We start from the raw sequence: 20,101 nt of genomic DNA, 5'->3' as shown, positions 1-20,101 counted from the left end.
CCGCCTTGGCCTTGTCGCTGAACCGGGCCGGCGCGCGGCCGGCCCGGCGGAGGGTTCACGCGTTGGCGAACGGCCCCTTGATGAGCGCGGCAGGCCGCTTCACCGCGAGACCGAGCCGCTCCTCGCAGCGCATGGTCAGCAGGTTCTTTTCGAAATCGTCCGCGTTCTCGGACGAGATCAGCACCTCGGGCTTGAGGCGGTCGTACAGCGTGGCTGCGACCTTGAACGCGCCGACGAGGAAGGTGCCCTGTCCGCCACCGCCGGTAACCGACTGCATCCACCCGGTGATGACCTGATAGATGCTCATGCGAACATCGCGCCGGAGTTGAGAAAACCGTCAAGGTCGGGAGCAGCTTCATCTGCCATGCTCGCCACCCCCATCGCCATCACGAGCGCGACCATGCCGTCGATCCGGCCGGTGCTCTTCGCCTTGTTCAGCTTGCGGGCCCCCGCGGCGTTCTTCTCGACAACGGCGTTCGCCGCGCAAATTGTCATCACCGGGTTGCCGCCGTGCAGCACCTGCTCGTTGAGGAACGCGATCTCGGTCGTGTCCATTGCCGGCGCCATGCTGACATGACCCTGGCCGAATGGCTCAAAGGGCAGGGCAATGCCGAGCTTCCCCATCTGCGCTTCCAGCGTCTTGAACCGATATCGATCGAAGCCGATCACTCCGATGTTCATGCCGTCAGTGATCTGCCCGATGCGGGCAGCGACGAACTCGTAATCGACCGCGACGCCCGGGGTGGTCTCGATGTAGCCGTCGTCGACCCAACGCTGGTACGGCTGGCGATCGCGCTTGGCGTGGTCGGCGACGGTCGCGGCCGGTTTCCAAAACCACGCGCGGACATGCCACTTGCCCTGCCAAAACGCGATCAGAACGAAGGCGCAGAGGTCGGTCGTCTCGGCGAGATCGAGCCCGCCAAACACCAGCCCCTTCGCGAACGCCTCGTCGCTGGTCTCGCCGTTGCAGGCCAGCCAAACACCCGGGGAGATGAAGGGCGAAAAGCGATTAACCCGCTGGTTGAGGTACAGATTGCGAAAGCCGTTCTCCGCCGACGGCATGCGCGACGCCTTCTCGGCAGCGGCCAGCAGCTCGGCTTCCGAGCGGAACGTGCCCAGCGCCGGGTTCGCGGCACGATGCGCCACAGGATCCAGCACGTCGGCGCCCGGCTCAGCTTCGTACACGTGACAGACAATCTTCGGGTCGCCCGACCGCCGCGCGTCGTCAATTTTGACCGACAGCATGTCGGCATCTGTCGGTGCCTGGGTCGAGATGATCAGCCGAAGCGCGTCGTCGTACGCGCCGCTCGCCGTCTCGATCGCCTCGACAAAGTCGTCGTGGTCACCCTTCACCTGGCCGAGTTCGTCGAGAATGGCGAGCACCGGCGAGAGACCGTGCGCGGTGGAACCCTCCGCTGCCAGCGCACGATATTCGACATTGAGCGCCAGCCCGATCAGCCGCTTCCCCGACGGCACGATCCGCACCAGCTTCGACAGGTCAGGCGACAGCGCCACCATCTTCGCGGCGAGATTGAACACCAGCGCCGCCTGCTCGCGCGACCGCGCGCCGCTCACGATCTGGCTGTTCAGCCGCGCTTCCGGCCCCGCGATGTGGGCTAGCAGGATCGCGGCAATGAGCCCCGACTTCCCGTTCTTGCGCGCGATCGACAGAATGCCCTCGGTCGTGCCGACCGGGTTGTCGTAGACCTCCATGATGAAACGCTGCTGGAACGCCTCCAGCCGCAACGGCTTGCCGACGAGCTTGCCCTCGGGCACGACGCAGTAGCGGTGAATGAACGCGATAACGCGTTCGCCGCGGGTCATGCGCTGCCGGCGGGCCTCGCGAGCAGCCCGTCCCCATCATCCGTCATCGGGTTGCGACCGCCTTCGATCTCCGCCGCGTGTTCGCGACGTGTGGCGATGTTGCTCGCGCGACCGTCCTTTCCGCGGACGTCGAGCCCGAGGCTGCGGCGCATGGCGAGCGACAGTCGGGTGAGCTTGTCCATCGTCTTCACGTCGTCGATGTCGCAGCGCTCAATCAGTGCCAGCGTGCGGGCGAGCTGCGCAGCGGTGACCAGGTCGGCGTCGTTCCAGTCGGACCGAGGCCGCGCCGCAACGATGACCTGCCAGAACGGCTTCTGTGCCGCGGTGAGCTTCACACCGGCCGGCAGCGTTATCTCCCGCGCCGCACCTGCGAGGACGGAGACCGCACCGGCCGCGCTGTCGATGCGCTGACGACGGGCCATGCAAAAATCTCCACTTACCGATTTAATTCGGAGGGGCGTCGGTCCGGAGGCGAGAAGCTCCAGACTTTTGACCCTCCCCCCGGGGTGGCGTCAGCCCTGGTTCCAGGGGTGACGCGGGTCGGTCGGCATGCCGCTCGCCGTGCACCCGCCTCGTACCCGCTTCGTCTGCCCCTTGTCGACGATCGTCTTTGCGTCGTGGCAGGGGGCGCACAGCAGCTGGTAGTTGTCGCGGCTGTTGTCGCCGCCATCAGCAAGCGGCTTGATGTGGTCGGCAATTGTGCCCGGCGTCACCCGCCCGTTGCGCGTGCATTCCTCGCACAGGATGACGGTGGCGATCAGGTGAGCGCGCATCGCCTCGTGCGCCTTGCCGTAGCCTCGATCGTGCCGGCTCGTCTTCGACCAAGCCATCACGCACCCCGTTCAGAATATATTCTCACCTCGGACCTATGTTGCCCGTCATCCATTACGACGCACCACCAACGACAGCCGGGCGATCGAGATGAGCAAGACGAGCGCCACAGGCGAGAGCGACGCCATGCGTGAAGCGCGCGGGTTGAAGGGCGGATGGGTCGAGCGCTTCGGGACCGAAGCCGGCGTTGTCGCCCACATGATGTGCAACAGCATGACCGATCAAAATTTGCCGCACCGTGCAGCGGTGTATCTGGCGCTTGAGGGCCTGGTGAAAGAGGGTGAGGGGCGGGCCTGATCGCCATCCCCGCGCCTCTGATACGCAGGCTTACATGCCAACGTTATCAGACCGGTATGCGGCTTGTGTCAGCGTTCCTGACGTGAAAGCATCTCCTCAGCCGGGTAGCCCGGCTACGGGAGACGAACGATGAAAGTCGCATTCAAGCTCGCAACGATGTCCGCCGCAGTGGTTGGTGCCCTCATGCCGGTGATGCCAGCTCAAGCCCAATGGGGCGGCAGTGGCGTCATGTACGAGCGCTACTATTACGATGACCCCGAAATGACGATTCAGGTCGGCTATGAGCAAGACACCTGCACGCGGTACGGAGTCGGTGGCGGCCGGACCGAGGGTCGATATGGGCCCTACGTTCAATCCAACCCGATCGCATACTGCGTGAACGGCGAGCTGCAGCCTTACTGATCATCTAATCCGGCGAGCCACGGACCAGTGTTGTGGCTCGCACCGAAACGAAGAAGAGCCGCAACCCTGCTGGGCGCGGCTCTTCGATCTATCTATGTGGATGCCTGAAACGGGGCGTGCGGTCAATAGCCAGCGAAAGCTTCAAGCCACAAACAACAAAGGGGACCGAAGTCCCCCTTGCGACCATCTGTCTGCCGCGGCGTCCGAAGCAAAGGAAGTTACGCGGCAGACATGAGGATTAGTTGCTGTCGGGCCGGTCGTCGCCGTCGGTCGCGACAACCACGATGCCCGCGATCACGGCAGCAGCCGCGATGATTGCGATGATGAAGCCGCCGCCGGCCAGGTCGCTCGACTTAGCCGAGGTCGACGAGGCGCGCGACACCGAAGCGGTCGTCGCCGACGAGGTCATCGGGGCAGCAGCAACAGGAGCTGCAACCAGGGCGCTAGCGGCCGCAGCCGTCAGGATCTTAGAAATCATAGTACTTCCCTTTGAACTGTCTGGATCGACTAGCGCAATGCGACACTCATGTAAACGTTCCGTAGATCCGGATCGGCCTGATGGAATGTAAGATATCGTTGCGCATATATCACGCTAGGCTGGGAGCTTTAGCCAGGTCGCCAGCGTGTCTGCAATGGCCGCGATTCGCTGCGCGAACCGGGCGCGCTGACGACTATCGTGGAAAGTAGGCATATCGTCGCTGACTATAATTCGGTCGAACAGCCCAAGCATTTGCGCTGGGATTGCCGCACGAGCCTCACGCAGCTTTCGGCGTGCATCCCACTGGTGCCGGCTGCGAGGCTGCCCGTAGCTTTCTCTCCCGCATTCCCCCACGCCGTCGCCGTATGCCGCCACCACGCGGGGCGCGCTCATCGCCTCGGCATGCAGCCGCATGTACCAGTCGCATGCATACCACTGAGCGTAGGTGAGCTGCCCTCGCTTATGCATCCGGTCGATCGCGCTGTCAGCGAAGCGACGGGTCAGCTTGGCTCTCTCGCCGGCCTTGTCGATAATGGCGTCCACGATCTCGTGGTTGCCGTCAGCTTGGGCGATCCGCTCGGGCGTGGCATCGACATGCTCCTGCACGACTTGCCTAGCTGGCTTTGGCTTCGGCGAGCGCCGAGGAGTTGGCGCCACGTGCTTCTCTCCGCGGAGACCTGCGCTGATTGCATGACCAGCCCAGTTGGCGCGTCCAGCCGCTGTATTTGCACGGTTTTTTAAGGTCATTGTTCTAAACCCGCTTAGCCGTGGAGATCCCTCACGACCTAGCTTGGTCGCGCATGAGAAAAGTGTGATGACGCCTTCTTTTTCCTTCAGTGTTGATGCGGAGAAAAGTTTGGTGCGCATCACAATGTCTGGGTTCTTCGACCCAGCTCATATCCATCGCTTCGCTAATGCACGTGACGAGGCTCACCGCTCGCTGCGATCTCGGCCCAACCAGCACGTGACGCTGGTCGATATTCGCGAAATGCAAATCCAGTCTCAGGACAGTGTTACAGCCTTTCAGAGGCTGCTCGGCGATCCAGCTAGCAGGTCTCGCAAGATCGCCTTTGTCGTGACCCGCTCTCTTGCTCGCATGCAGCTCAAGCGGGCCGTGGCTGACCGCAGCGCGGGGTACTTCGATGAAAACATCGATGCCGCCGAGCGCTGGTTGCTGGAAGACAGCTGACGTTGTCCATCGGTTTGGCCGCGACGGTGTGCCGGCCGCTAAGCCGTTTCTCGTCGAAGCCATATCGTTAGCGCATGCTTGCTCGTATGCGGGCGATCCCGCGGTAGACGGGCAGGGAGCGAGAATATGGTCAGGAGAGAACAGGCGACGCCTTGGTCGACGCCGCCAAGCGGGCAAGGCGAGAACGAGTGCACCTGGTGCCTGCGAACGATCTACCAGCCTGCGCTGCCTTGCTCGATCGAGCCGATCGAAGGGCTGCTCAGGATGACCACCAGCCCGGGGCTGGGCAATCGGTGCAAGTACGAGCTCGGCACCCGACAGCCGGAGCTGCTGGATCAGCCTTTGGGCTTGTGAGCTCACGCTGACGCGACCTCCGGTTCCGGCAGGCAGAAAGCGCCGTTCTGCATGCGAGCCACCACCTCGGGCGGCGGTCCGTCTAGCTGGCGGTAGCGCTCGGCTCGGGCACGGCTCAGCTCCCGCGCCTCGTCCTCGACCGCGGCTCGGCCACGCAGCCGTTTCTCGATCCACGAGATCGGCTCAGCCCTACCGACAGCCGAGATCAGTGCTTCCCGCACCGGGCCGTCGCCGTGGTTCTTCGCCCATCTGGCGATCATGGACCGGGCCGAGGCGGTCGACTTGCCCGCAGCGGTGAGCAGCTTCACCCCCTCGTCGAACACGAGCTTGCTTAAATTCGGCGGATCAGCAGCCGTAGCGTCAGCTACGGAACTACTTCTCCCTCCTCCATCCTCCATCTGGCGAGCTTTTGCCCCACTGGTGGGTAACTGGTTCCCCACTGGTTCCGAACTTGGCGGCGTTGAAGGTGGAGCCGGTTCGGAAGCGCTGGGTGAGGCAGGGGTCACCTGTTCCCCACCATCGCGCTTTGCACGTGCCTCGGTTCCGACCCATTGGCGAACCGCTTCCGACTGCGGGTAGGTCGCTGTCGGCTTCTTCGGTCGCTGGTACTGGCAGAAGTTGCGGACGGCACCGTACGTGCGGTCGTCGACCTCGTAGCTGGTGATGGCACCGGCGGTGAACAGCTCGGCGAGCAGCGTCGCGGGATCGACGTTGTCGGCTGGTAGCAGCCGCATCTTGAGCTTGAGCGGCGACCACTCGAACGAGCCGAAATCGTCGCATTCGCCCCACAAACCCATGAAGAACAGGCGGGCAAAGGCGGACAGGCCCACGAACCGCTCATCGGTCCAAAGGCCAGGGTGCACGGAACGAATGCGGGCCATCAGCGGACCTCCGGTTGAGATTGACGATAGAACTCGCTGCCGCGCACGGCCGCGTTGGCGCCGAAAAAGAAGCCGACACCCTTGCCGGTCGGACCGCTGCGGCGCTTGCCTCACGCCCCGGCTTGTCGTTCTGTCCTGCAATGACGATCGACCGGATGCGGGACGGGTACTGCGCCTCGATCATGAAGGCAGTTCCGAGACACGCCCAGACCTCGCGGCCGGGCAGTTCCTGTGCCAGCGACAGCGCGTCTTCTGGCCCCTCGGTTACGATCCCCGGCTGGCGAACGCCACGCGCGATCCTCGCGCGAGCTACGATGTCGGCACCTGCCAGGTTCACGGCCCTACGGTCGTGATTACTGCGGGTCTGACCACGTCCGAATTCCCTCAGACTCACGAGAGCCGCTTTTGTGGCGATTGGAAGGGCAAGGAAGGCGGTGGAGATGATGGAGAACGCGTTCTGCCCTTTACCGCTCGAAAAGCGGCGTAACGGCGTGACGACGTTGTCTGCCCACTCTCGCAATTATACCTGTAAGCACGAAGAGGGCGACCGCTTCGATAGGAAGCCGGTCGCCCGTGAGCGGTCAGTAGCGGTAGCGCCGGCCGTAGTAGCCGCGCGGCCCGCGGTAGCCGCGATAGTTCCGGTACCCACGGTAACCGCGATAGCCACGGTAGTTGCGGTACCCGCGATAGCCACGATACCCGCGGTTTCGATAACCGCCCCGGTACCCACGATAGCCTCTGTACCCGCGATAGCCGCGGAAACCACGACGCGGCGCGTAGTATCGCCCGCGGTTGAAGCCACGATTGCGGGAGTAGCCCTGATCATAGCGGTAGGACTGGGCCGAAGCCTCAGTCGGCGCGACGCTGGCGCCGAAGCCTGTCAGCACCATCGCTAGGGCAGCGAAGATGCCCATCATTCTGTTACGCATACACATATCTCCCGGCGCCTCGCGCGCTCGTCGTCGAGAACAGCCAGCCGCACTCCATCGTTCCTGCGGCGCGCGGATGCGGTGAGCGCGGCAAGCAGAAGCTTCATGTCTCTCTCCATCATACAGCGACAATCCGAGTCGCTGCACGCAAGGTGCCACGCATGACCGACCTTCCACCAGCCCGGCAGCGAGCCGACGATCCGAGCACTTGCGACGTAACAAAGCTAGCTGCGGAGCTGACCTTGCCACAGCGCAACACCGTGATGAATTTGGGCTGGCCAGACAGTGCAAGCCCTACCACGATCAACGGAGTTGTACGGCGTGCCCTAATCGCAGCGGGTCTGCTGCGGCCGATCGGCAAATCGCCGGGCGAGGGTTACGAACTGACCCCTGTAGGCGTCGTGGTGCGTGAGCTCATCCTCAAAGAGCAGCAGGCATGATGATGCCGCCGTTCACCTGCGAGGTCGTGAAGGTGCACGATGGTGACGGGCCGCTCTGGTGTCGCAACGGCACGAAGGTGCGCATCGCCGGCATCCAGGCGCCCGACTATGAGAGCGCGCAGCCGTGCCGCACAGGACGCGCGAACTACGTCTGTGACGATCGCGCCGCCGCCGCCAGCCAGCGGGTCGCTCAGCGGCTCACGCTCCACAGCCGTTACGCTCCGGTGCCCGCCACCTGCTCACCGATGCGATCGCCGACTACCTTGTCGCACGGGAAGGGCGCTCGTCGATCGGCTCGATCCGCCCGCGGCTCGCGCACGTCACCGCCTTCCTCGACGAAACCGACCGGCTGGCGACGGCGTGCGAGGACGTCGACGAGGACTGGATCGACAGCTTCCGCGAATGGGCGATGGAGGTGCCGATCGTGTCGCCGACCGGCAAGGTACGGGAGCGTGCGCCGGGCACTGTCGAGGCCAGTGTGCGGCAGCTCGCCGCCGCGGTGAACTATGCCTACGGGCGCAAGGACACGCTGTTCCCTGCCGGCTTTGCACCACGCTCGCCCGAGCAGGTCAGCCGCACGCCAAGCTACCGCGCTGACGTGAAGATGCTGGCAGCGATGTTCCGCTACTGCGTTGAGCCCGAGCGCGGACCTGACGACAGCGACAAGTTCTACGCACGGAAGCGGCTGTGGCGCGCGCAGCTGCACCGCTTCCTGCAAATCAGCGTTGCGACGTGGGCGAGGCCCGATGCGGCGCACGAGGTGTCGACTGCGAGGGAGCGCGATCAGTGGCACTCCAATGCTCGCGCGCTCAACCTCAACCAGCGCGGACGGGCTCAGACGAAGAAGTATCGTCCCATCGTTCCGATCAGCGACCGCGTCGCGCGGCTGCTGGATGGAACGACAGGGTTCTACGTGACCGTCGTTTCGGTTGACCGTGCCTTCGAACGGATGGCCGAGGTGCTGAAGCTGCCAGGTGAGGGTGAGGGCGGGCTCAAGCTGATCCGCCGATCAATGGCGCATCTCGCACGCGAACGGCTGGGTGAGCGGGACTGGATCGAGGGGCAGATCATGCTCGGTCACCGCAAGACCAGCACGTCGGATATCTACGCGCCATTTACGCCCGGCTACCTCGCTCGGGCACTCGCAGTGACCGACGGGATCATCGCCGACATCGAGGCTCTGTGCCCCGGCGCGTTCGAGCCTGCATGGAGCCGAGACGAGGACAAAACGGAAACGAAGGAGGAACGCTCCTGATTTGCACCGGAGTGTCACCGGAGCAAGGATTCGCGCCCGGAGGCAAAAGGTGAGGATTTCTGCTGGCGCACCCGACAGGATTCGAACCTGTGGCCTCTGCCTTCGGAGGGCAGCGCTCTATCCAGCTGAGCTACGGGTGCCTGGCCATGCGGTTAGCGCAGTGATGCGCCGCGCGCCACCATAATTTCGGTCAGCGGGCATGTGCGATCGTCACCGGCTGGAACGGGGCCAGCCCGCAGCCGGCACCCCGCATCGGCCCTCCGCCCTGGTAGAGCACGGTGATGATGTCCTGCGCGCATAACTGGCTGAGCAAGGTGGCGTAGCTGAAGCGCCGCTCAGACTCCAGCCCGGGACAGGATTGCGGCAGCGTCACCCGGTAATATCGATCGCGACCGGATGCGCGGAAATCGATCACGCGGTCGCTTCGCACCAGGCTGTCACGCAGCTGCGCGAGCGGCACGCAATTGCGCGCGGGACCGATCGGTGTCGCGGCAGGCACCTGGTTCCGGTCGCGTGCAGCGCCTGGCACGGCAAGCAGGACGAGGCAGCAGGCAGCGAGGGCAGCGTAGCGCATGGTCACTCTCCGTTCGGCGTCGCCTTGACCTTGGGGGGCGGCGTCTTCGGCTTGAACGCACACAAATCGGATACGATGCAGCGCCAGCACTCGGGCTTTCGCGCCTTGCAGGTGTAGCGTCCGTGCAGGATCAGCCAGTGGTGCGCGTGCAGCCGGAACGGTTGCGGCGTTGCCTTGTCGAGCTTCAGCTCGACCGCCAGCGGAGTCTTGCCGCGGGCAAGGCCGGTGCGATTGCCGACGCGGAAGATGTGGGTGTCGACCGCGAACGTTTCGGCACCGAACGCGGAGTTCATCACTACGTTGGCGGTCTTGCGCCCGACGCCCGGCAACGTTTCCAGCGCGGCACGGTCCGCAGGCACCTCGCCGCCGTGGTGATCGATCAGCATTCGGCTGAGCGCGATCACGTTCTTGGCCTTGTTGTTGTAGAGGCCGATCGTCTTGATATGCTCCTTCAATCCGTCAAGGCCGAGGTCGAGCATCTTCTCCGGCGTATCGGCGACCCGGAACAGCGCTCGCGTCGCCTTGTTGACACCCGCATCGGTCGATTGCGCCGACAGTGCAACCGCGACCAGCAGGGTGTAGGCGTTGGTGAACTCCAGTTCGGTTTCCGGATGCGGGTTGGCCTCCGCCAGCCGGGCGTAGAATTCGACGACGTCGGCCTTCTTCATCCTATAGCCCGAGCACCTCGGCCATCTGGTAACGACCCGGCGCGCGACCTGCGAGCCACAGGGCCGCCTTTACCGCGCCGCGTGCGAAGATGCTGCGATCCTCGCCGCGGTGACCGAGCTCGATCCGCTCGCCTTCACCCGCGAAGATCACCTGATGATCTCCGACCACGCTGCCGCCGCGCAGCGAGGAGAAGCCGATCGTCTCCTCCGTCCGCGCGCCGACCAGTCCGGCGCGCCCATCGACGCGTACCTCGGACAAAGCGGTGCCGCGTGCCTGTGCTGCCGCCTCGCCGAGCAGGATCGCGGTGCCCGACGGTGCGTCGACCTTGTGACGATGATGCATCTCGACGATCTCGATATCCCAGTCGCTGCCAAGCCGCGCCGCTGCCTCACGCACCAGAATGCCGAGCAGCGTCACGCCGAGCGAGGTATTGCCGGTCTGGAGCACCGCGACCTGCCGGGCTGCGTCGTCGATCATCGCATGGTGCGCCGGCGAAAGGCCGGTCGTGCCGATCACGATCGGTGTGCCGGCCGCGACTGCGGCGGCGAGGTGCGGCTGGAGCGCGGCAGGGGTGGAAAAGTCGACCAGCACGCCGGCGCCCTTGGCCAGCGGCGCGGGATCGGCGCCCGCGTCGACACCGCCTGCGATCGTGCCGCCTTCTTCGGCCACGATGGTCGCAATCGCGCGCCCCATGCGACCGTTGCTGCCATAGATGCCGATGGAGGTCATTGCGTGAGCGCGTGCGACATAGGGTAGGACGGCGTTGTCATGCCGCGGCTATGGCACAGCGATGTGACAGGGGCGACCACGCAGCAGCGAAAATTCAATATATGCTATGGGCCGCTGCCACTCGTCGCTCGCCTGCCTGTGATGCCAAGCTTGCGCGAAGAGTAACATGCGCTAGCGCGTGACCATGCCGACCGAAGTGCTGTTGCCCGTCTTTGCACCCTATTTCGACATTGCCGGGCTGGCGGTGTTCGCCGCTTCCGGCGCGCTAGCTGCGACACAGCGTGGGCAGACGTTCGTCACGCTCGCCTTCTTTGCGCTGATCACTGGGGTCGGGGGTGGAACGGTACGCGATCTGCTGATCGGTGCGCCGGTGTTCTGGGTGCATGATGCGCGGGTCGCGGCGGTGTGTCTGGGCGTCGCGGTGCTGGTGTGGGTGACGCCGGAGCGCTGGTGGCGTGGCGCTGCGCTCGACTGGTTCGACGCGGTCGGGCTTGCCGCCTATGCGGTGTACGGCGCGGCAAAGGCGATCGGCTACGGCGTGCCGCCGCTGCCCGCTGCGCTGATGGGCGTCGTGACCGGCTGCGTTGGCGGGATCATCCGCGACGTGCTGGCAGGCGAACCGTCGATCCTGATGCGACCCGAGTTGTACGTGACTGCGGCGGCGCTCGCGTCCGGCCTGTTCGTCATTTTGCGCGTGTGCGGCATCGATCCGCGTGTCGCCGCGATCGCCGCGGCGGCGACCGGCTTTGCGCTTCGTGCCGCCGCAATCCGCTGGCACCTTGCGCTGCCTGCCTATCGCGGACGCCGCTAAGCCCTTAATTCACCTTTGACTTGGTGTAGGGTACGAACCGACCCAGCGCGACAAAGCCGTGCGGGATGGTCGATGTGCGGTCGAGTAGCCGAACCAGGTCTTGTCGGCACAGATTGCTGCCGAATGTCCGTGTGACGATGATGTCGTCGCGGTGAAGCCGGCTCGCACCGTCAGGTGGCACGTTGACGAACAATCGGGTGCCGAGCTGGTATACGATCGCGCGTCCGGTTACGATCGTGTTGCCGGTTACATTCGGTAGGGAGATGCACTCGACCGGCTTGCCCGCGACATATCCTTTTAGCATGTCCTGCAACTCGGCATCCGGCGAGACGCGCGGCGTAGCGGCAGCAGAGAAGGTTGATGCGAGCGTGGCCGTCGTCAGCACGGCAACCCCGAGCAACGCAGGCGACCATCTGAACATGATGTGCCTCGTAGCAGAGGCTTGTCGAACGCTGTCTATCTGATCCGGCCCCGCCCGGTGCCGGGCGTGCGGAGCCATGCCAGTCACAATCCCAATTTGGCGAGCAGCAGGTCGAGCAAGCGCATGTCACCGGCGTGCGCCGTCATCGGCCCGGACCCGGCGCATTCGAGGCATTCCGCCCGCACCGCCGAACCCGTCAGCAGCCGCCGCGCGTCACCGATCGCCAACGCCGCGACCTGGCGCTGCTGCCACGCCATGCGCGACATCACGTCGAGACCGGCGCTCGCATCGTCGTCGTCATTGTCACGCTTCCACTGCTTGGCGATCTGCGCCGCAAAGCCGGGCTGCTTTTCCAGGTACACGATGTCGGTCGTATCCACCTTGACGCGCTTCGCCGCCTCGGCGACCGCGTCGTTCAGCGAGCCGAAGCGATCGACCAGGCCCAATTGCCGTGCGGGTCCGCCGAGCCAGACACGACCCTGGCCGATCTCGTTGACGCGCGCGACCGGCAGATGACGCGACTGCGACACGCGGGTCAGGAACTGCATGTAGCCATGCTCGATCGTCGACTGGATCACCGTGTCGATCACCGGGTTGGTGCCGGCCAGCACGTCCGGTTGCCCGGACAGGGGCGTCGTGCGCACGCCGTCGCTGGTGATGCCAACCTTCGCCAGCGTGTTCTCGAACGTCGGGATCACGCCGAAGATGCCGATCGAGCCCGTGATCGTGTTCGGCTCGGCGAAGATCACGTCACCCGGCGTCGACACCCAATAACCGCCCGACGCCGCGAGGCCGCCCATCGACACGACGACGGGCAACCCGCGCCGCTTCGCCTCAAGGATCGCCAGTCGGATCTTCTCCGACGCCAGCACCGAGCCGCCGGGCGAGTCGACGCGGACCACCAGCGCCTTCAGGTCGTTCTTCGCCAATCCCTGGTAGATCGCGTCGGAGATCGTGTCTCCGCCGGCGCCGCCCGGGCCCGCCTTGCCATCAGTGATGGTGCCGGCGATCGTGACGATGCCGATCTTGCCCGTCTTTGGCAGCGGCCTGGCATCGACATAGGCGTCATAGTCGATCGTGTTGAAGAAGCCCGCCGCCTTCTTGTCGTCACCGCCTGCGATCTGCGCGACGCGGCGGCCAAAGGCGACGCGGTCACCCAGATGATCGACGATCCCGGCGCGCAGATTGGCCTGCGCGACATCGCCGCCCGCGGCCTGCACGACCTGCGCCGGATTGGTCAGCAGCGCGGCGATCTGCGCTTTAGGCCGCGCCTGCTGCACCGCGCTGCGCCACTGCTCGAACAAGCCGCCGTACAGCGCCTCGGAGGCGGCGCGTGCTTCCGGGCTCTGGTCGGCGCGGATGTACGGCTCGACCGCCGACTTGAACTTACCGACGCGGTAGACGTGCGCGTTGACGCCCAGCTTGTCGATCAGCCCCTTGTAATACATCTGCGTACCGCCGGGCCCCGAGAACAGCGTGCCGCCCTGCGGGTCCATCCAGATCTCGCTCGCTGCCGACGCGATACGGTAGCCACCGTCGGTATAGGCGATACCCCAGGCGAGCACGGGCTTGCCAGCGCGGCGCACCTCGGCGAGCTTGTCGGCCACCTCACTCAATGCCGCCGGATAGGCGCCGCCGAACTTTTCCAGGTCGACCACCACCGCTTTGACGCGGTCGTCGCTCTTGGCGGCGTCGAGCGCGCGGACGATGTCGCGCAGGCGGTACTGCCGCCCGATCTGCTGCCCGCTCGCCAGCTGCGTGAACGACACGTCCTCGGGCTGCTCGACGATCGGACCGTTCAACTCGAGCAGCAGCGCGCCGTCCTTGATCGCCGGCGCCTTGCTCCGGGCGTTCAGCGCGACGAACAATGCGCCGAAGAATAGCAGCATCAACGCGAGCACCAGCGCGTCCTTGATGCCGACCAGCAGTTTCCACGCGCCCCGAACCAGCTTCATCCGTACCATCCTTACGGGCGATCCGCCCATTGCATGCGGTTCTAGCGCGCCGTGTATGGCGTGAGCAATACGCTTCTATGGTCAATCCGGGACGTTCCGCCTAACGGCTGCGGCGATGCACGCCGGTCCGACCACTCCCGCCTCTTTGGATGTACCGCGCCCGACCGGTTGGCGCGACGAGTTGACCGCATTGTCGCGATTGGCCGGACCGCTAGTCGCGGCCAATTTGTTGCAGATGGCAGTGGCGGCGGTCGACGTGATCTTCCTGGGCCGGATCGGCACGCTCGAGCTTGCCGCCTCGACTATGGGCGTGTTCCTGTTCAACCTGCTGCTATACGCGATGATCGGGCTGACCAGCGCCGCCGCGCCGTTGATCGCCGCCGAGCTTGGCCAGCGCGCGCACGCGGTGCGCCAGGTGCGCCGCAGCGTCCGCATGGCGTTGTGGGTAGGGGTCGCCGCCTCGCTGCTGGTGATGGCGGTGTTGGCGAACGGAGAGCGCTTGCTGCTGCTCGCCGATCAGGACCCGCGGGTCGCAGAAAGCGCCGGCCGCTTTCTCGACATCCTGCTGTTGGCGACGATCCCCGGCGTAGTCGCGGGCGTGCTGCGGACGGTCGCGGCGGCGCTCGGGCGGCCGGGCTGGGCGTTCGTCGTGACCGGGCTGGCGCTCGCGCTCAGCATCCTCGTCAACTGGTTGCTGGTATTCGGCAACGCCGGCTTCCCGCGCCTTGGCCTCGAAGGGTCCGCGATCGCCAGCGTGGTGAGCACGGCCGGCATGATGCTCGCTTATCTGCTGATCTTCTTCGCCGACCGTCGGCTGCGGCGCTATCGCCTGTTCGGCCGCTGGTGGCGGCCGGAATGGTCGCGCGCGCGCGAAATCGTGCGGCTGGGCGTGCCGATCATGCTGACGTGGCTGTTCGAGGGCGCGCTGTTCGGCGGTGCGGCGATCCTGATGGGGCTGATCGGCGTGACCGAGGTCGCGGCGCACGCGGTTGCGCTCAACATCGCAGCCGTCGCGTTCCAGGTGCCGTTCGGCGTCGCGCAGGCAGCGACGATCCGTGTCGGGCTGGCGTTCGGCGCACGCGACACGGAATGGGTGACGAGGGCAGGGCGCACCGCGCTCGCACTCGGCATCGGCTTCATGGGGGTGAGCGCGGTCGCGATGTGGCTTGCGCCGCGGCTGTTCATTTCCGCCTATATCGACGTCGATGCGCCGCAAAACGCCGCGGTGGTGCCGCTCGCGCTCCAGTATCTTGCTGTTGCTGCAATCTTCCAGCTCGTCGATGGCGCGCAGGCGGTGGCGGCGGGCGTGTTGCGCGGGTTGCAGGACACGCGCGTGCCGATGCTGGTCGCGCTGTTCGGTTACTGGGTGGTGGGTTTCGGCACCGCGGCCGCGCTCGGCTTCGCGACGTCGCTGGCTGGAACGGGCATTTGGATCGGCCTGGCTGCGGGTCTGCTCGTGGTGTCGGTGCTGTTGCTGTGGCGCTGGTCGACGCGCGAGCGGCTCGGCCTGCTCATGCCACGCCCGGCCTGAAAAAAGGTTCCGAAAAGCTTTTGCTGCCCCATTGACGCGTCAGGGGGCGGCACACATATGCCGTCCCGCTGGCACTCGCCTGAGGGGAGTGCCAAAAAAGTGTCATCAATCGATAAAGGGTTACAGCAATGAACTTTCGTCCGTTGCACGACCGCGTTCTCGTCCGCCGTGTTGAGGCAGAGGAGAAGACGGCCGGCGGGATCATCATTCCCGACACTGCCAAGGAAAAGCCGCAGGAGGGCGAGGTCGTCGCAGCCGGCACCGGCACCAAGGCCGAGGACGGCAAGATCACCCCGCTCGACGTCAAGGCCGGTGATCGCATCCTGTTCGGCAAGTGGTCGGGCACCGAGGTCAAGGTCGACGGCGAAGACCTGCTGATCATGAAGGAATCGGACATCCTCGGGATCGTCGGTTGAGCGTGTTTCGAACCTCAACTTTCTCAACTTCGTAATCTGAAAGGGTAGCCAACATGGCAGCCAAGGACGTGAAATTCGGCCGCGACGCGCGTGAGCGCATCCTGCGCGGCGTCGACATCCTCGCCGATGCGGTCAAGGTGACCTTGGGGCCGAAGGGCCGCAACGTCGTGATCGACAAGAGCTTCGGTGCGCCCCGCATCACCAAGGACGGTGTGACGGTCGCCAAGGAGATCGAGCTCAAGGACAAGTTCGAGAACATGGGCGCGCAGATGGTGCGCGAAGTGGCCTCGAAGACCAACGACACCGCCGGTGACGGCACCACCACCGCGACCGTGCTCGCCCAGGCGATCGTGCGCGAGGGCATGAAGTCGGTTGCGGCCGGCATGAACCCGATGGACCTGAAGCGCGGCATCGACATCGCCGTCACCAAGGTGATCGAGGACGTGAAGTCGCGCTCGAAGCCCGTGTCGGGTTCGCAGGAAGTCGCGCAGGTTGGCATCATCTCGGCGAACGGCGACCGCGAGGTCGGCGAGAAGATCGCCGAGGCGATGGAGAAGGTCGGCAAGGAAGGCGTCATCACCGTTGAAGAGGCCAAGGGTCTCGACTTCGAGCTCGACGTCGTCGAGGGCATGCAGTTCGATCGCGGCTACCTGTCGCCGTACTTCATCACCAACCCGGACAAGATGACGGTCGAGCTGACCGATCCGTACATCCTGATCCACGAGAAGAAGCTGTCGAACCTGCAGGCGATGCTCCCGATCCTGGAAGCAGTCGTGCAGTCGGGCCGTCCGCTCCTCATCATCGCCGAGGACATCGAGGGCGAGGCACTCGCCACGCTGGTGGTCAACAAGCTGCGCGGTGGCCTGAAGGTCGCAGCGGTCAAGGCGCCGGGCTTCGGTGATCGTCGCAAGGCGATGCTCGAGGACATCGCGATCCTGACCAAGGGCGAGGTGATCTCCGAGGATCTCGGCATCAAGCTCGAGAGCGTCACGCTCGGCATGCTCGGCACCGCCAAGCGCGTCTCGATCGACAAGGACAACACCACCATCGTCGACGGTGCTGGTGAAGCCGATGCGATCAAGGGCCGCACCGAGGCGATCCGCCAGCAGATCGAGAACACCACCAGCGACTACGACCGCGAGAAGCTCCAGGAGCGTCTGGCGAAGCTCGCCGGCGGCGTCGCGGTGATCAAGGTCGGTGGTGCGACCGAGGTCGAGGTGAAGGAGCGCAAGGACCGCGTCGACGACGCGCTGCACGCGACCCGCGCCGCGGTTGAAGAGGGCATCGTTCCCGGCGGTGGCACGGCGCTGCTCTATGCGTCGAAGGCGCTTGAGGGTCTGACCGGCACCAACGAGGACCAGACGCGCGGCATCGACATCGTCCGCCGCTCGCTGACCGCGCTGGTGCGCCAGATCGCGCAGAACGCCGGTCACGACGGTGCGGTGGTTTCGGGCAAGTTGCTTGAGGGCAACGACACCTCACTCGGCTTCAACGCCGCGACCGACACCTACGAGAACCTGGTCGCGGCCGGCGTGATCGATCCGACCAAGGTCGTGCGCACCGCGCTGCAGAACGCAGCATCGGTCGCTGGCCTCCTCATCACCACCGAGGCGACCGTCTCCGAGGTGCCCGAGGACAAGGCGGCACCGGCGATGCCGGGCGGCGGCATGGGCGGCATGGGCGGCATGGACTTCTGATCCGCTAGGCGGCCGTAGCCAGCGTTGCCGGCTACGGACTCGCTGCGGATCGGCCGGCGGGTCGGCCAAGCCGAACCCGTCCGACGCCAGGCAGCGGCTTCGCCGCTTCCAGCCTGCAAAGAAGGGCCGGGCGGAGCGATCCGCCCGGCCCTTTTTTTGCCCAATCATCGGGCGTATTGTCGCCAGATGGCTACCGAACCCGCCGACCGTTCGCTGACTGCGCAGGAGTTTTTGCAGATCGACTTTGGCGCCAATCTGAAGGCTGAACTGGATAACGGCAGAATTCGCATGGTGGCGGGCGGCACGCGCGAACATGCGCGCATCCAGGCTAAGGTGCTCACCTATCTTCGCGTCCGGTTGAGAGGGTCGGATTGCCGTCCATATGGCTCCGACTTGGCGGTACAGACGCACGAGCGTGGCGTTCGTTACCCGGATCTGACGATCGATTGCGGCAGCCCCAGTGACCAAGATACCGACAAGGTGCTGCGCGATCCCCGCGTCATCATCGAGATATTGTCGCCATCGACGCGTGAACTCGACCTTCGCGTCAAGCGTGCAGAATATCGCGAACTTCAGGGCGTTGCGACGATCGTCTTCATCGATCCGCTCGCAGAAACCGTGTCGATCAGTCAGCGTGGTGACGGTAAGTGGATTGAGACGTTGTTTGCACAACGCGACATCGACCTGCCCGCACTCAATCTCTCAATCCCACACGATGAGGTATTCGCGCGCGACTGAATTGCAGGTTGTGCGTTCGGGCGCACATGAGCAATCGCATCCCTCTCGACGGCAAGATCCTCGGCTTCGGCCCAATGCTGCCGCTCGTCGCGGCAGGAATCGGCGTTTGGACGCTACCCGGCGGCTGGAAGGTCGTTGCGATCAATTGCGCGATCATCTGGGGGGCGCTGATCCTCGCCTTCGTCGCCGGCGTGCGGCGTGGCTATGGCTTCGGCAACCAGGGCGCCTCCAAGCCGACCGAGATCGCTGCGGCGCTATCCTATTTCTCGATCGCCGGCCTGTCGCTGATCGTGCCCTATGCCTCGATCGCGATGGCCTTGCTGGCCGCGGGCTACGCGTTCGTCGCGCTGCTCGATCGACGCGCCGGGCGCCGCGGCAACGCGCCGGCGTATTTCGCGAAGCTGCGCGGACCGCAGTTCCTGCTCGGGGCGGCGGGACTTGCGGCGTGCTGGGCGTGGCTGATGCACTGAGCGGCAGCCACGCCGCGCACACTCACTTCCGCTTCATCTCTTCCTGCAGCAACTTGACATCCTGGCTGCGGCCGCGCGGCAGGATCAGGATGTCGTTCCCGCTTGCAACCACGATCAGGTCCTCGACCCCTACCATCGCGATCCGCACGCAGTCGCTGCGCACCAGGCAGTTGCGGCTGTCGAGCACGATCGCGTCGCCGTTCACGACATTGCCGTGCTCGTCGTTGTCGGCGATTGCGTGCAGCGCATCCCAGCTGCCGACGTCGCTCCATCCCATCGCGACCGGCACCACCGCAACGCGATCGGCCTTCTCCATCACCGCATAGTCGATCGAGTCCGATGGCGAGGCCTCAAACGCGGCTTTGTCGGGATAGACGCGAACACCCTCGCGGCGGGCACTATCCATTGATGCCTTGGCCGCACTCAGGATGTCGGGCCGGAACTGCTCCAGCGCCTTGAGATACGCGTCGGCGCAGAACAGGAAGATGCCACCGTTCCAGGCATGATCGCCGCTCGCGATCATCGCTTCGGCGACCTCACGCTGCGGCTTCTCGACGAAGCGGGCGACGCGGTGGACACCTGCGGCGACCTCGTCACCAACCTTGATGTAGCCGTAGCCCGTTTCGGGCGCGTCGGGCGTGATCCCGAAGGTGACGAGCCAGCCGTCCTCGACGAGCGGCAATGCGGCGTGGATCGCGGCGTGGAACGCGTTGGGGTCGGCGATCACGTGGTCGGACGGCATGACGAGCAGCGGCGACTTGCCGTCGGCCTCGAGCGCGGCGAGCGCGATCGCCGGTGCGGTGTTGCGCCCAGCCGGCTCAAGGATGATCGCCTGCGGTGATGCGGTTGCGACCGCCAGTTGCGTCTCGACCTGATCGGCATGTGCGGCGTTCGCGACCACGATCGGCGCGGCGAACGCATCGCTGTGCGCGCGCGCCGCGGTGAGTTGCAGCATCGTCTCGGCCGCGGTCAGCGCTAGGAACTGCTTGGGTCGCTCCGGCCGCGACATCGGCCACAGACGCGTTCCCGATCCGCCGGACAGGATCACCGGCACGATTGATGACAAAATCTATTCTCCCAACCCCCGCCACCGAACAATACGGCAACGCAGCCGTAACGACCTAGCTGCTACAAAGCTCCGGCATTCAGGAAATCTTTGCCAATTTACGCGAGAGCATGTCGGAAAGGCTTACAGGGCAAGGGCAGCGCC

At 65.2% G+C, this 20,101-nt stretch carries 27 protein-coding genes and 1 tRNA gene; 12 read left to right on the top strand and 16 right to left on the bottom strand.

Annotated features, from left to right (window positions below):
- Positions 1-55 precede the first annotated feature (55 nt).
- From SMN802W_RS0111915 to SMN802W_RS17630, 4 genes are all read right to left on the bottom strand, one after another.
- Positions 56-307 carry a phage major capsid protein gene (locus SMN802W_RS0111915; protein WP_019517140.1) on the bottom strand — a complete coding sequence of 84 codons (252 nt, stop codon included), beginning with the start codon at positions 305-307 and terminating at the stop codon, positions 56-58.
- The gene (locus SMN802W_RS0111910) at positions 304-1,824 is read right to left on the bottom strand and encodes a terminase large subunit (protein ID WP_019517139.1); all 1,521 of its coding nucleotides are present in this window, start codon (positions 1,822-1,824) and stop codon (positions 304-306) included. The genes SMN802W_RS0111915 and SMN802W_RS0111910 overlap by 4 nt, the downstream gene beginning before the upstream one ends.
- Positions 1,821-2,246 (bottom strand): hypothetical protein, encoded by a 426-nt coding sequence (locus tag SMN802W_RS16990; protein ID WP_019517138.1) that lies wholly within the window; start codon positions 2,244-2,246, stop codon positions 1,821-1,823. The genes SMN802W_RS0111910 and SMN802W_RS16990 overlap by 4 nt, the downstream gene beginning before the upstream one ends.
- 90 nt (positions 2,247-2,336) lie before the next feature.
- On the bottom strand, positions 2,337-2,654 hold the full coding sequence (locus SMN802W_RS17630) for an HNH endonuclease (protein ID WP_019517137.1): 318 nt from the start codon (positions 2,652-2,654) through the stop codon (positions 2,337-2,339).
- Between the two features lie 91 nt (positions 2,655-2,745).
- Here SMN802W_RS17630 and SMN802W_RS0111895 point away from each other — a divergent pair, with 91 nt between their 5' ends.
- Both SMN802W_RS0111895 and SMN802W_RS18345 read left to right on the top strand, forming a co-directional pair.
- Positions 2,746-2,952, top strand: coding sequence for a hypothetical protein (locus tag SMN802W_RS0111895; RefSeq protein ID WP_019517136.1), 207 nt, complete (start codon positions 2,746-2,748; stop codon positions 2,950-2,952).
- 129 nt (positions 2,953-3,081) lie between these two features.
- Positions 3,082-3,354, top strand: a complete 273-nt coding sequence (locus SMN802W_RS18345) for a hypothetical protein (RefSeq protein WP_156818858.1) — start codon at positions 3,082-3,084, stop codon at positions 3,352-3,354.
- Positions 3,355-3,592: 238 nt separating this feature from the next.
- Here the strand turns inward: SMN802W_RS18345 and SMN802W_RS0111885 are convergent, their stop codons facing one another.
- Both SMN802W_RS0111885 and SMN802W_RS0111880 read right to left on the bottom strand, forming a co-directional pair.
- On the bottom strand, positions 3,593-3,763 hold the full coding sequence (locus SMN802W_RS0111885) for a hypothetical protein (RefSeq protein ID WP_019517134.1): 171 nt from the start codon (positions 3,761-3,763) through the stop codon (positions 3,593-3,595).
- A gap of 183 nt (positions 3,764-3,946) precedes the next feature.
- On the bottom strand, positions 3,947-4,438 hold the full coding sequence (locus SMN802W_RS0111880; RefSeq protein ID WP_019517133.1) for a hypothetical protein: 492 nt from the start codon (positions 4,436-4,438) through the stop codon (positions 3,947-3,949).
- Positions 4,439-4,646: 208 nt separating this feature from the next.
- On the opposite strand from SMN802W_RS0111880, the gene SMN802W_RS18340 reads away from it, so the two are divergent.
- Both SMN802W_RS18340 and SMN802W_RS0111870 read left to right on the top strand, forming a co-directional pair.
- Positions 4,647-5,021 carry a hypothetical protein gene (locus tag SMN802W_RS18340; RefSeq protein ID WP_156818857.1) on the top strand — a complete coding sequence of 125 codons (375 nt, stop codon included), beginning with the start codon at positions 4,647-4,649 and terminating at the stop codon, positions 5,019-5,021.
- A gap of 126 nt (positions 5,022-5,147) precedes the next feature.
- Positions 5,148-5,375: a hypothetical protein gene (locus tag SMN802W_RS0111870; RefSeq protein ID WP_019517131.1), complete on the top strand. Its 228-nt coding sequence runs from the start codon at positions 5,148-5,150 to the stop codon at positions 5,373-5,375.
- Positions 5,376-5,377: 2 nt separating this feature from the next.
- Here the strand turns inward: SMN802W_RS0111870 and SMN802W_RS17625 are convergent, their stop codons facing one another.
- The 3 genes from SMN802W_RS17625 to SMN802W_RS16975 form a co-directional block, all read right to left on the bottom strand.
- The gene (locus SMN802W_RS17625) at positions 5,378-6,256 is read right to left on the bottom strand and encodes a hypothetical protein (RefSeq protein ID WP_019517130.1); all 879 of its coding nucleotides are present in this window, start codon (positions 6,254-6,256) and stop codon (positions 5,378-5,380) included.
- On the bottom strand, positions 6,213-6,593 hold the full coding sequence (locus SMN802W_RS18985) for a toprim domain-containing protein (protein WP_443208877.1): 381 nt from the start codon (positions 6,591-6,593) through the stop codon (positions 6,213-6,215). The genes SMN802W_RS17625 and SMN802W_RS18985 overlap by 44 nt, the downstream gene beginning before the upstream one ends.
- A gap of 244 nt (positions 6,594-6,837) precedes the next feature.
- Positions 6,838-7,173 (bottom strand): hypothetical protein, encoded by a 336-nt coding sequence (locus SMN802W_RS16975; RefSeq protein WP_238560194.1) that lies wholly within the window; start codon positions 7,171-7,173, stop codon positions 6,838-6,840.
- Between the two features lie 173 nt (positions 7,174-7,346).
- Between SMN802W_RS16975 and SMN802W_RS18335 the strand changes: the two genes are divergently transcribed.
- A complete protein-coding gene (locus tag SMN802W_RS18335; RefSeq protein WP_156818856.1) occupies positions 7,347-7,625 on the top strand; it encodes a hypothetical protein in 279 nt (92 codons plus the stop codon).
- Between the two features lie 409 nt (positions 7,626-8,034).
- Positions 8,035-8,880, top strand: coding sequence for a hypothetical protein (locus SMN802W_RS16970; RefSeq protein WP_019517128.1), 846 nt, complete (start codon positions 8,035-8,037; stop codon positions 8,878-8,880).
- A gap of 63 nt (positions 8,881-8,943) precedes the next feature.
- Here the strand turns inward: SMN802W_RS16970 and SMN802W_RS0111850 are convergent.
- From SMN802W_RS0111850 to dapB, 4 genes are all read right to left on the bottom strand, one after another.
- Positions 8,944-9,020, bottom strand: a tRNA-Arg gene (locus tag SMN802W_RS0111850).
- A 50-nt stretch (positions 9,021-9,070) separates the two neighbouring features.
- Positions 9,071-9,454 (bottom strand): hypothetical protein, encoded by a 384-nt coding sequence (locus tag SMN802W_RS0111845; protein WP_037523901.1) that lies wholly within the window; start codon positions 9,452-9,454, stop codon positions 9,071-9,073.
- A 2-nt stretch (positions 9,455-9,456) separates the two neighbouring features.
- Complete coding sequence (nth, locus tag SMN802W_RS0111840; protein WP_019517126.1) at positions 9,457-10,122, bottom strand: endonuclease III; 666 nt, start codon at positions 10,120-10,122, stop codon at positions 9,457-9,459.
- A 1-nt stretch (position 10,123) separates the two neighbouring features.
- On the bottom strand, positions 10,124-10,852 hold the full coding sequence (gene dapB, locus SMN802W_RS0111835) for a 4-hydroxy-tetrahydrodipicolinate reductase (protein WP_019517125.1): 729 nt from the start codon (positions 10,850-10,852) through the stop codon (positions 10,124-10,126).
- Between the two features lie 184 nt (positions 10,853-11,036).
- Here dapB and SMN802W_RS0111830 point away from each other — a divergent pair, with 184 nt between their 5' ends.
- Positions 11,037-11,663, top strand: coding sequence for a trimeric intracellular cation channel family protein (locus tag SMN802W_RS0111830; RefSeq protein WP_026326057.1), 627 nt, complete (start codon positions 11,037-11,039; stop codon positions 11,661-11,663).
- A gap of 4 nt (positions 11,664-11,667) precedes the next feature.
- On the opposite strand, the gene SMN802W_RS0111825 is transcribed toward SMN802W_RS0111830, so the two are convergent.
- Both SMN802W_RS0111825 and sppA read right to left on the bottom strand, forming a co-directional pair.
- The gene (locus SMN802W_RS0111825; RefSeq protein ID WP_019517123.1) at positions 11,668-12,084 is read right to left on the bottom strand and encodes a hypothetical protein; all 417 of its coding nucleotides are present in this window, start codon (positions 12,082-12,084) and stop codon (positions 11,668-11,670) included.
- Positions 12,085-12,167: 83 nt separating this feature from the next.
- Positions 12,168-14,039, bottom strand: coding sequence for a signal peptide peptidase SppA (gene sppA / locus SMN802W_RS0111820; protein ID WP_019517122.1), 1,872 nt, complete (start codon positions 14,037-14,039; stop codon positions 12,168-12,170).
- A gap of 115 nt (positions 14,040-14,154) precedes the next feature.
- Here sppA and SMN802W_RS0111815 point away from each other — a divergent pair, with 115 nt between their 5' ends.
- From SMN802W_RS0111815 to SMN802W_RS0111795, 5 genes are all read left to right on the top strand, one after another.
- Positions 14,155-15,570, top strand: coding sequence for an MATE family efflux transporter (locus SMN802W_RS0111815; RefSeq protein ID WP_083925740.1), 1,416 nt, complete (start codon positions 14,155-14,157; stop codon positions 15,568-15,570).
- A gap of 128 nt (positions 15,571-15,698) precedes the next feature.
- Entirely contained in the window at positions 15,699-15,986 is a 288-nt protein-coding gene (groES, locus tag SMN802W_RS0111810) for a co-chaperone GroES (protein WP_019517120.1), read from the top strand.
- A gap of 53 nt (positions 15,987-16,039) precedes the next feature.
- Positions 16,040-17,683 carry a chaperonin GroEL gene (gene groL / locus SMN802W_RS0111805; protein WP_019517119.1) on the top strand — a complete coding sequence of 548 codons (1,644 nt, stop codon included), beginning with the start codon at positions 16,040-16,042 and terminating at the stop codon, positions 17,681-17,683.
- Positions 17,684-17,707: 24 nt separating this feature from the next.
- On the top strand, positions 17,708-18,421 hold the full coding sequence (locus SMN802W_RS0111800) for a Uma2 family endonuclease (protein WP_238560193.1): 714 nt from the start codon (positions 17,708-17,710) through the stop codon (positions 18,419-18,421).
- Positions 18,422-18,447: 26 nt separating this feature from the next.
- Entirely contained in the window at positions 18,448-18,891 is a 444-nt protein-coding gene (locus SMN802W_RS0111795) for a DUF3429 domain-containing protein (protein ID WP_019517117.1), read from the top strand.
- Positions 18,892-18,913: 22 nt separating this feature from the next.
- Here SMN802W_RS0111795 and SMN802W_RS0111790 read toward each other — a convergent pair whose 3' ends face one another.
- A complete protein-coding gene (locus SMN802W_RS0111790) occupies positions 18,914-19,960 on the bottom strand; it encodes a mannose-1-phosphate guanylyltransferase/mannose-6-phosphate isomerase (RefSeq protein ID WP_156818855.1) in 1,047 nt (348 codons plus the stop codon).
- Between the last annotated feature and the right edge of the window lie 141 nt (positions 19,961-20,101).

Source organism: Sphingomonas sp. Mn802worker (assembly GCF_000382485.1).
Taxonomy (GTDB): Bacteria; Pseudomonadota; Alphaproteobacteria; order Sphingomonadales; family Sphingomonadaceae; genus Sphingomonas.
Note: the sequence above shows the minus strand (reverse complement) of the source record. Positions and strands in the feature narration are given on the sequence as shown.